The sequence below is a fragment of the Conexibacter sp. W3-3-2 genome (assembly GCF_009707605.1).
GTDB classification, from domain to species: domain Bacteria; phylum Actinomycetota; class Thermoleophilia; order Solirubrobacterales; family Solirubrobacteraceae; genus Paraconexibacter; species Paraconexibacter algicola.
Genome location: NZ_WLYW01000001.1, coordinates 2,138,254 through 2,148,063, shown reverse-complemented (window position 1 = coordinate 2,148,063; position 9,810 = coordinate 2,138,254). Strand labels below are relative to the sequence as shown.

At 75.7% G+C, this 9,810-nt stretch carries 11 protein-coding genes; 7 read left to right on the top strand and 4 right to left on the bottom strand.

Going from position 1 to position 9,810, the window contains the following annotated elements; translation table 11 throughout:
- Positions 1 to 61: 61 nt before the first annotated feature.
- The gene (locus GKE82_RS10570; RefSeq protein WP_154733240.1) at positions 62 to 844 is read right to left on the bottom strand and encodes a tyrosine-protein phosphatase; all 783 of its coding nucleotides are present in this window, start codon (positions 842 to 844) and stop codon (positions 62 to 64) included.
- A gap of 100 nt (positions 845 to 944) precedes the next feature.
- On the opposite strand from GKE82_RS10570, the gene GKE82_RS10565 reads away from it, so the two are divergent.
- Complete coding sequence (locus tag GKE82_RS10565; RefSeq protein ID WP_107566899.1) at positions 945 to 1,391, top strand: universal stress protein; 447 nt, start codon at positions 945 to 947, stop codon at positions 1,389 to 1,391.
- A 158-nt stretch (positions 1,392 to 1,549) separates the two neighbouring features.
- Positions 1,550 to 2,071: a hypothetical protein gene (locus GKE82_RS10560; RefSeq protein WP_154733239.1), complete on the top strand. Its 522-nt coding sequence runs from the start codon at positions 1,550 to 1,552 to the stop codon at positions 2,069 to 2,071.
- A 41-nt stretch (positions 2,072 to 2,112) separates the two neighbouring features.
- Here the strand turns inward: GKE82_RS10560 and GKE82_RS10555 are convergent, their stop codons facing one another.
- Positions 2,113 to 3,471 (bottom strand): S8 family serine peptidase, encoded by a 1,359-nt coding sequence (locus GKE82_RS10555; RefSeq protein WP_196189154.1) that lies wholly within the window; start codon positions 3,469 to 3,471, stop codon positions 2,113 to 2,115.
- 76 nt (positions 3,472 to 3,547) lie between these two features.
- Here GKE82_RS10555 and tadA point away from each other — a divergent pair, with 76 nt between their 5' ends.
- Positions 3,548 to 4,033, top strand: a complete 486-nt coding sequence (gene tadA, locus GKE82_RS10550) for a tRNA adenosine(34) deaminase TadA (RefSeq protein ID WP_107566896.1) — start codon at positions 3,548 to 3,550, stop codon at positions 4,031 to 4,033.
- A gap of 30 nt (positions 4,034 to 4,063) precedes the next feature.
- The gene (locus tag GKE82_RS10545) at positions 4,064 to 4,612 is read left to right on the top strand and encodes a hypothetical protein (RefSeq protein ID WP_107566895.1); all 549 of its coding nucleotides are present in this window, start codon (positions 4,064 to 4,066) and stop codon (positions 4,610 to 4,612) included.
- Here GKE82_RS10545 and GKE82_RS10540 read toward each other — a convergent pair.
- Positions 4,579 to 5,433: an alpha/beta fold hydrolase gene (locus tag GKE82_RS10540; protein ID WP_154733237.1), complete on the bottom strand. Its 855-nt coding sequence runs from the start codon at positions 5,431 to 5,433 to the stop codon at positions 4,579 to 4,581. The two genes, GKE82_RS10545 and GKE82_RS10540, sit on opposite strands and share 34 nt — an antisense overlap.
- 67 nt (positions 5,434 to 5,500) lie before the next feature.
- Between GKE82_RS10540 and GKE82_RS10535 the strand changes: the two genes are divergently transcribed.
- Complete coding sequence (locus GKE82_RS10535) at positions 5,501 to 6,550, top strand: SDR family NAD(P)-dependent oxidoreductase (protein WP_154733236.1); 1,050 nt, start codon at positions 5,501 to 5,503, stop codon at positions 6,548 to 6,550.
- A 33-nt stretch (positions 6,551 to 6,583) separates the two neighbouring features.
- On the opposite strand, the gene GKE82_RS10530 is transcribed toward GKE82_RS10535, so the two are convergent.
- A complete protein-coding gene (locus GKE82_RS10530; protein WP_158276571.1) occupies positions 6,584 to 7,669 on the bottom strand; it encodes an SDR family oxidoreductase in 1,086 nt (361 codons plus the stop codon).
- Positions 7,670 to 7,790: 121 nt separating this feature from the next.
- Here GKE82_RS10530 and GKE82_RS10525 point away from each other — a divergent pair, with 121 nt between their 5' ends.
- On the top strand, positions 7,791 to 8,030 hold the full coding sequence (locus GKE82_RS10525; RefSeq protein WP_107566891.1) for a hypothetical protein: 240 nt from the start codon (positions 7,791 to 7,793) through the stop codon (positions 8,028 to 8,030).
- 72 nt (positions 8,031 to 8,102) lie between these two features.
- Entirely contained in the window at positions 8,103 to 9,761 is a 1,659-nt protein-coding gene (locus GKE82_RS10520; protein WP_154733235.1) for an MFS transporter, read from the top strand.
- Positions 9,762 to 9,810: the final 49 nt, after the last annotated feature.

Below are 9,810 nucleotides of genomic sequence, written 5' to 3'. Positions count from 1 at the left end.
TTCTGGATCTGGATGCAGGTGCTCATCGTCGTCTTCGTGCTCGCCGGCATGGTGATCGCGGTCACGAAGCTCGTCTGAGCCGGCCGCGCAGGCCCCGCCGTGGCGGGGTGGCGTCGAAGGGCACGGGGGCGAACGGGACGGGGGTCCCGTCGAGGATCGCGCGCGGCACGTCGTGGCCGAGCCAGCGGACGAGCTGCGGGTCGAGCCCGGCCCTGGTGAGCGGCTCCTCGATCCCGGGCGGGCGGCGGGTGAGGTCGTGCGCGTCGCTGGCGACGCTGTGGACGAGGCCGCGCCGCAGGAACGTGGTCGCCACCTCCTGCACGGTGGAGCCGAAGCGCCCGACGAACGCGCCCGCGGTCACCGAGGTGAGGATCCCGCGCTGCACGAGGCGCTCGAGCAGCGCGGGCTCGCGGTGGAAGGCGGGGCAGCGCTCCGGGTGGGCGAGCAGCAGCCGGTGCCCGCGGGCGAGCAGGTCGTCGATGACGAGCTCGAACCCCGCGCCGCTGGGCGTGAACGGGCACTCGAGCAGCAGCCACGGGCCGCCGCCCAGGCGCAGCGCCTGCAGCTCGGGATCGTCGAGCGCCTCCACGCGCGTGAGGGCGACCTCGGCGCCGGTGCGGATCTCCAGCGGGATCGCGGCGGCGGCGAGCCGCGTGCGGACGAGCTCGACGAGCGGCCCCAGGAGCCGCGCGCCGTTGTCCGGGTGGTCCCAGCTGACGTGGGAGGTCGCGACCACCAGCGAGGTGCCCGCCGCGACGTGGGCGCGGGCGAGGTCGAGCGTGTCGTCCATCGTCGGCGGCCCGTCGTCGATCCCGGGCAGGATGTGGCAGTGGAGGTCCAGCACAGCCGCAGAGCCTGCCACAGCACCGGGCGGTCCGGGACGCTCGGAGGGAGTGTGCGGCGACGCACCCGCGGGCCGGTGCGTTGCGGTTAGGCTGGGCCCTATGTTCACTTCGATCGTCGTCGGGACCGACGGGTCCGACACCGCCAAGAAGGCCGTGGCCCGCGCGGTCGCGCTGGCCGCCGAGCTGAAGGCCACGCTGGAGATCGTGAGCGCGTACGAGCCGGTGTCCGAGCAGCGGCTGCGCGAGGAGAAGCAGCAGGTGCCCGGGGATCTGCAGTGGATGGTGACCCCGCGGGAGGACGTCGACGCGACGCTCGACGCGGCCGCCGACGAGGCCCGGGCGGCCGGCGTGCCCGAGGTGCGGGTCCACGCCCGGCAGGGCGACCCGGCCGACGCGATCCTCGACGTCGCCGAGGAGCTCGACTCGGACCTCATCGTGGTGGGCAACAAGGGCATGACCGGGGCGAAGCGGTTCCTGCTGGGCTCGGTGCCCAACAAGGTGAGCCACCACGCCCCGTGCAGCGTCCTGATCGTGCGCACCAGCTGAAAACACCGGAAAGTCGACGGGTCTCTCCCGGTCGGGGGGGAGCGAGGGGTCGTCCGATCGGACGAGGCCCGTTCGTCGACCGGGTGAGGCCACGTGGTCCGGTGGACCCTGCGGTTCGGGGAGTGTCGAACCGCACGGCCTGTCGCACCATGTCGGGCATGGCGGTGACGGTCAGGCAGGGGTTCACCACGACGCGCCCGGGGCTCCGGGAGCGCGGGTCGTCGTCGGCGACCGCGGAGGTCGTCGCGCTGCGGCCGCCCGCCCGCACCACGCCGTGGACCACGAGCGCCGAGGCCGCCGTCGAGCGTGCGCTGCGCGCCGACGCTCCCGTCGCCGTCGTGCTGCTGCGCGCCGAGGGCCGCCGCTCCCGGCTGCGCCGCCGTCCCGCGTCCACCCCGTCGGTCGTCGACCTCGTCCGCGACTGGCGCGGCGCGCTCGCCGTCGACGAGCACCTCGTCGCCATCGACGCGGGCACCATCGGCGTGCTCCTGCCCGGCAGCGGGCTCGACGCCGCGTTCGAGCGGGTCGAGGCGCTGCGCGGCCTGGCCGGCCCCGCCGTCGCCGTGACCGCGGCGGTCGCCGCCGTCCGCGCCGCCGAGCCGCTCGAGGACGCCTCCCGGCGGGCCGCGCGCAAGCTCGCACAGTTCTCGCGCGCCGGCGCCTCCGCGCTGGCTGTCTGACGCACCGTCCGCCGCCGCGGGCGGCGGCGTCCCGACCGCCGCTACGTGCCCGGCGTCGCCGCGGGCTGCGGCAGCACCGGCTGCGTCGCCTTCGCCGCGTTCAGCAGCCCGTGGCCGTAGCGCTCGTCGACCCCGGGCGTCCCGAGGTCGGTCGCCGTCGCCTTCAGGTGCCGCTCGATCCGCGCCGGGCTCGGGGACGGGCCCAGCACGCCGGAGGCGATGACGAGCGCCGCGGTCGCCGACACGTGCGGGGTCGCCATCGACGTGCCCTCGTAGTCGCTGGGCAGGCCGAAGCTGCGCCGCTGACGGCCCTGCAGCGTCACCTGGAAGATGTCGCGGCCGGGCTTGGCGTCGTCCTTGCAGTTGGGGTCGTCCAGCAGCTGCGCGTCCGCGCCGCCACCGGGCGCCACGAGGTCCAGGCCCGCGCCGACGTTCGAGAAGTCCGACAGGCAGCCGTGCTCGGTGGTCGCCCCGACCGAGATCACGTTCGACGCGCGCGCGGGGTACGCGATCGCGCGGTGGCCCTCGTTGCCGGAGGCCCCGACGACGACCGCGCCCTTGCTGTGCGCGTAGCGGATCGCGTCGAGCATCTCGGGGATCTGCGCGGCGCGCACGTCGCTGGAGAACTCGAGGCTGAGGTTGATGACCTGCGCGCCGCGGCGGGCCGCGAAGCGGATCCCGTCGGCGATGTCGCTGGCGTCGCCCTCGCCCTGGTCGTCGAGCACGCGGATCGGCATGATCCGCGCCCCGTACGCCAGGCCCGTGAGGCCGATCCCGTTGTTCGTCGCCTCGGCGATCGTCGACGCGACGTGGGTGCCGTGCCCGTTGCGGTCGTACGGGTAGGGGTCGCGGTCGACGAAGTCGTAGCCGCGCACGAACTGGTCGGTGCGCAGGTCGGGGGACTTCAGGTACGTGCCCTTCGCGCGGTACGCGACCCCGGTGTCGAGCACGGCGACGGTGACGCCGCGCCCGCCGCTGCGCTTCACGGCGGCGAGGTTCGCCCACGCCTCGGGGGCGTTGACGGAGAAGGGGCCGACGAAGTTCCACTGCACGCGCTGCCAGCCGCCGGCGGTGGTGCCGCGGCCCGGGTCGTTGGGCACGAGCGCCGCGGCGCGGGCCTTCACGTTGGGGACGGCGTAGACGACCGAGGACCGCCGGCGCACGGCGCGCAGCGCCCGGTCGACGTCGGTGACGCGGATCACCCGGTGCGCGGTCTGCGCCCGGGTCGCCGCGCGCGCGAGCATCCCGGTCGGGTGCTCCTTGACGACGATCTCCCCGGGCACGGTCTCGACCGCGTGCGCGCCGGCGACGGGGCCGGTCAGCGCGATCGCCCCGAGGGTCGCGGCGGCGACCGCGAGGCGGCGGGCGCGAGGGACGGAGGGGCGGGGCGGGAAGGGCATCGGGCGCTGGACCGGCAGGGAGACGGCACCTCTCCCAACAGCGCGCGCCTGCCGGAGTTGTGCGGCCTGAGCGATGATGACGCATCCCGTGGACCCCGTCGCCCCTGCACCCGACCCTGCGCCCGGCATGCGCCTGGCGATCGACGAGGCCCGCCGGGCCCTCGAGCACGACGACGTGCCGATCGGCGCGGTCGTCCTGGCGCACGACGGCACGCTCCTGGCGGCCGCCCACAACGAGCGCGAGCTGCACGAGGACCCGACCGCGCACGCCGAGGTCCTGGCGCTGCGGCGCGCGGCGGCGGCGCTCGGCTCGTGGCGGGTGCTCGACGCGACGCTCTACGTGACGCTCGAGCCGTGCGCGATGTGCGCGGGCGCGATCGTCCTGAGCCGGATCCCGCGCGTGGTCTACGGCTGCACCGATCCGAAGGCGGGCGCGGCGGGCTCGGTCCTCGACGTGCTCGACCAGCCGGCGCTCAACCACCGGCCCGAGGTCGTCGGCGGCGTGCTGGCGGACGAGTGCGCGGAGCTGCTGCGCGCGTTCTTCCGCGCCCGCCGGCGCTGACGGCCGCAGCCCTCCAGTAGCGTGCGGCCCATGTCGCGGTTGCGTGCGCTGCCCCTCGCCCTGGCCCTCGTGGCCGCGGCTCTCGCCCTGCCGGGCGCCGCGCCGGTCGGGGCGCAGGACCTCGCGTCGGTGCGTGCCGAGGCGGTCGCCTGGGCGGTGACGCAGAACGGGCACCGCGAGACGGGCACGTCGAACTGCTCGTCGCGGATCACGCGCTGGCAGCGCGACATGGGCCTGCGCGTGCCGCCGTGCCGCCCGTGGTGCGGCGCGTTCGTGCACCAGGCGTTCAAGCGCGCGGGCCTGCGGCTGTCGGCCCGCCTGATCGACCCGGACCGCTCCTACGAGGACGCGGTCGCCGGCCGCCGGGGGCTGCGCCGCATCCCGATCGGGAGCGTCCGCACGGGCGACCTGCTGTTCTTCGCCTTCCGCCCGGGCCTGAAGGCGTCGCACATCGCGCTGGTGCGCGGCGCGCCCCGCGGCGGGGTGGTCCGCACGGTGGAGGGGAACATCTCCCACACCGTGCGGCTGAAGACCCGCGGCCTGCGCTACGCGGTGCTGGCGGCCAGGGTCTCGGGCTGATCGCCGGCGGCCGGCGTGTGCCGGTCGACCCACTCGACGATCGTGTCGACGACGAGCCGGGAGTCGTCCCACATCGGCACGTGACCGCAGCCGGGCAGGACGCGGAACTCGTTGCCGGGGATCTCGCGGCGCAGCCGCGGCGAGTGCAGCGGCAGCGGCAGGATGCGGTCGTGCTGCGGCCAGGCCAGGAGGACAGGGGCGCTGACCTGCCCGAGCTCCTTGAGCACCGGGGTGCCGGCCTGCAGGGCGGTGATGACGCGGTCGCTGACGGTGCAGCCGAGCGAGTCGCGCAGGAGGTCGACGGCGTCGGCGGGCTGCACGAGCTCGCCGTGGCGCATGACGTCGCGCAGCGCGAGCCGGCGGCTGCCCGCGCGGCGCATGACCTGCGGGGCGCGGGGGGCCGCCGCCTGCGAGAGCTTGATCGTGCGCGCGAAGAACCGCGCGAGGCGCTGCGACTCGGCGTGGCCGGGCTCCCAGCCGCCGCCGGGGGCGAGCGCGACGACGCTGCGCGCGCGGCCGCGCTTGGCGAGCTCGATCGCGAGGGCGCCGCCCATGCTGTTGCCGACGAGGTGGGCGGTGCCGACGCCGATGTCGTCGAGGTGGCCGCAGAGGTGGTCGGCGGCGGCCTCGAGCGTCAGCTCGTCGGCCTCGAAGGCGGGGCCGCCGTGGTGCCCGGCGAGCGTCGGGGCGATGACCTCGTAGCGGGCGACGAGCTCGCCCAGCACGGGGCGCCAGTGCTTCCAGGTACCGGTGAAGCCGTGCAGCAGGACGACGGGCTCGCCGCTGCCGGCGCGGTAGAGCGCGGGGGTGATCTCGGGCATGCGGGAATGCTACTGCGGTGTAGGAACCACTGTGAACGTCGGCGTTCTTCGCGTAGGCTGCGCGACCATGGCTGGCCTTCCCCCCATCCCGGGCCTGAAGGAGCTCGCGGCGCTCGCCGCGAAGCCCGTCGGGCTCGTCAACGACCTCTCCAACCGTCCGCTCGTGCTGCGGCCGATGGACCTGCTGCGTGGCGCGGGCTCCGTTCAGGACGCGGTGCGCGACCGGACGATCCTCGTGACGGGCGCCTCCTCGGGCATCGGCGAGGAGACGGCGCGGCAGCTCGGCGCCGCGGGCGGCAAGGTCGTGATCGTCGCGCGCTCGCTCGACAAGCTCCAGGCGCTCGCCACGGAGATCGAGGCGGCGGGCGGGACCGCGGACCCGCGGTCCTGCGACCTCTCGGACTTCGACGCGATCGACGCGCTGATGGAGTCGGTGCTCGCCGACCACGGCACGGTCGACGTGCTCGTCAACAACGCGGGCCGGTCGATCCGCCGCTCGGTGGCGCTCTCCTACGACCGCTTCCACGACTACGAGCGCACGATGCAGCTGAACTACTTCGCGGCCGTGCGGCTGATCCTGCGGGTGCTGCCGGGGATGCGCGAGCAGCGCGGCGGCCACGTGGTGAACATCTCCTCGGCGGGGGTGCAGACGCGCACGCCGCGGTTCGGCGCGTACATCGCGTCGAAGGCGGCGCTGGACACGCTCTGCGACGCGCTGCAGGCGGAGACGCGCGACGAGAACGTCCGCTTCACGACGATCCACATGCCGCTGGTGCGCACGCCGATGATCGCGCCGACGAAGATGTACGAGCGGTTCCCGGCGCTGACGCCCGAGCAGGCGGGCGGGCTGGTGACGCGGGCGATCGTGCACCGTCCGCGGCGGCTCGGTCCGCCGTTCGGCAGCGCAGCGGCGTTCATCGACACGCTGTCGCCGGACACGATGGACCTGGTGCGCAACCGCGGCTTCAAGATGTTCCCGGACACCCGCGCGGCGCGGGCGGTGGCGGCGGAGCAGTCGGCCGAGGACGCGGCGGCGGCGCCGGGCACCGATGCCGACGGCAACGCGAACACGACCGGGGTCGCGTTCGCGAACCTGACGCGCGGCACGCACTGGTAGGCGGGCCGGGGGGCGCCGCGACCGCGTGATCCCCTAGCCGGCGCGCCTCATCCGCTTCCAGCCGTCCCACAGGGCGGGCAGGTAGTCGGCGATCGGCGGCAGGTCGATCCCGCTGCCGGCGAGCGCGGCGCGCGTGCGGGAGGTCTCGAAGTGGCAGCGGAACGGCGCGGCGTCGATCAGCCCGGGGGAGACGCCGATCGCCGTGAGCGTCCGGTCGCGCACGCCGCCGACGACGGGCAGGCGCCCGGCGAGCTGGCCGGCGAGGAACGCGACCGACCCGGTGCTCTCGGGCAGCGCCGCGACGATCCGCGGGCCGCGGACGTGCGCGCACAGCGCGGCGAGGATGTCGTGCACGCGCTCGTCCTCGCTGGCGGTCAGGCCGAACGTGTCGCCGTGGGCGGGGTCGTCGGTCAGCGCGATGTGCGCGATCGCCTCCGCGCACCGGTCGACGGGGACGGTGGGCAGCCGGCCCATCTTCGGGACCGGGACGACCGCGAGCGACGGCACGCCCCGCAGCGCGGCCGCGAGCGGGAACAGCGCGTAGACGCCGTCGAGCTTGTCGGTCTCCCCGGTCGTCGTGGTCCCGACGACCGCGCCCGGCCGGTAGATCCGGAACGGCATCGCGGCCGTCTCGCGGACCAGCACCTCGGAGTCGTACTTCGACTGGTGGTACGGATGGGTGAACGACTGGCCCAGGCGGCAGTCCGCCTCCGGGTAGGAGCCCGCGTACGTGCCGGCCGAGGCGACCGAGGAGATCATGTGGAAGCGGCCCGCGTCGTGCGCGGCGGCGAACGCGAGGACGCGCCGCGTGCCCTCGACGTTGGCCTCGGCCATCGCCTCCGCGGAGGCGTCCATGTCGTAGATCGCCGCGAGGTGCACGAGGTGGTCGATCGGCGCGTCGAACGGCTCGAGCGTCAGGCCGTCGCGGGCGATGTCGCCCGGGACCGCGATCAGGCGCTCGCCGGCCTGCAGGTCGTCGGCGATCGCCTGGAGCCGTCCGGCGGACTGCGGCCGCACGAGGGCGTGCACGGTCGCGCCGCGGCGCAGCAGCTCGGCGATGACGAAGCGGCCGAGGAACCCGGTGCCGCCGGTGACGAAGCAGGACGCGCTGTCGCTCATGGCCGCGATCCTCGCAGACCGCCGCCCCCCGGACGGCGGGTCCGTGCCGGGGATCGCTTGTGCCCGCGGGTGAGGGTGGGATGGTCGGTGTCCCACCCCCGAGCACACTGGAGTGACACGCATGTCCGTCGTCCCCACCCGCACCCTGCTCTTCGGAGGCGCCTGCGCCGTCGGTGGCGCCGTGACCGCCAGTCGCCTGCGCGGCCGCCCGCACGAGGTCCGCCCGACCGCGGTCGTCCCGGCCCCGTTCGCGCCCCGACCGGCGACCCCGGTCCGTCCGGACGTCGCGATGAGCCCCGCCGAGCTGGACTCGGCGCTCGCCGCCGCCTTCCCGGGCGACGAGACGCCCGGCTACCTGTAGCCCGACCCGCCGCGCCCGGGGCGTCGCCGTCCCGGTCGCGGCCTCGCGCGCGCGGGAGTAGCTTCCCGGTGCGTGGGGACCTCGCTCGCACCGCTGCGCCACCCGGTGTTCCGCCGGCTGTGGGGCGCCAACGTCGTCTCGAACCTCGGGTTCTGGATGCAGCAGGTCGCGGCCGGATGGCTGATGACCGAGCTGACCGGGTCCCCGGCGCTGGTCGCGCTGCTGGCGACCGCGGCGGCGCTCCCCGTGTTCCTGCTCGCGCTCCCGGCGGGCGCGCTCGCCGACGTGGTGGACCGTCGCCGGCTCATCATCGCCACCCAGACGTGGCAGATCGCGGTGTCCGGCACGATGGCGGTGCTCGCGCTCACCGACGTCATGACCCCGGGACTGCTGCTCGCGGGCACCGCCCTGTACGGCCTCGGGTCGACGCTGGGGATGCCGCCGCAGTCGGCGATCGTGCCGGAGCTCGTGCCGCGCGAGGACCTGCCGCAGGCGATCGCGCTGAACGCGGTCGCGTTCACGGTCGCGCAGGCGCTCGGTCCGGCGATCGGCGGCGTGCTGGTCGCGACCGCGGGTGCGGGCTGGGCGTTCGCCGCCAACGCGGTCTCGTTCCTCGCCGTCGTCGCGGTGGTGGTCGCGTGGCGTCGTGAGACGCCGGAGAGCCACCTGCCGCCCGAGCACGTCTGGGGCGCGGTGCGCGCCGGGGCGCGGTACGTGCGGCACGCGCCCCCGCTGCAGCTCGTGCTGGCCCGTCAGCTGCTGCACGTCTTCTGCTTCGCGGCGTTCCCCGCGCTGCTGGCGGTCGCCGTCCGCGACGACCTGGGTGCGGGCGCGAGCGGCTACGGCCTCGCGTTCGGCGCGTTCGGCGTCGGCGGCGTGCTCGGCGCCCTGCTCGTGGTGCCGCGGCTGCGGGCGCGCGCGGTGCCGATCGACGCGATCGTCGCGGGAGCGACTGTGCTGTTCGCGGCGGGCGCCCTGGGGACGGTGGCGCTCGCCCCGTCGCTGCCGGTCGCGCTGCCGGGTCTGGTGCTCGGTGGCGCCGGGTCGATGATCGTGCTCAGCTCGCTGCAGGCCGCCGCCCAGCAGGTGCTCCCGGCGTGGGTGCGGGGCCGCGGACTCGCGGTCTCGCAGCTCGTCTTCCAGGCGGGGCTCGCGGGGGGTGCGGTCGTGTGGGGGCAGCTGGCGACCGCGCAGGGCACGCCGACCGCGCTGGTCGCCGCGGCCGTCCTGGTCTGCGTGCTGCTGTCCGGCGCGCTCGCCGCCGGGCTGCGCCTGGGGTCCGTCGAGGGCCTGGACCTCGATCCCGCCCCGTGGCCCGGCGCGCACCAGGGCGCGAGCATCGCGCCGGACGACGGGCCGGTGCTGGTGACGATCGAGTACCGCGTCGCGGAGGACCGCGCGCACGAGTTCCTCACCGAGATGCGTCGCGTCGCCCGCCTGCGGCGCCGCGACGGGGCGATCCACTGGTCGGTCGCCAGCGACCTCGACGACGCGATGCGCCACGTCGAGACCTTCGTCGTCTCATCGTGGGCCGAGCACGAGCGCCAGGGGGAGCGCCGCGTCCGCGCGGACCTCGAGCAGCTCGAGCGCGTCTGGTCCCTGCACGAGGGTCCCGACCGGCCGGTCGTGCGGCACCTGCTCGGCCACCACGGGCGCCTGCACCTGCCGCGCGCGCACCTCGCCCGCCGCGGCGCCCTGCGCGAGCGCGCACGCCCCAGCGCCCACGACTAGGGACCGGCCGACCTCCGCGCGACCGGCTCGGTACCCTCCTTCGTCCCCG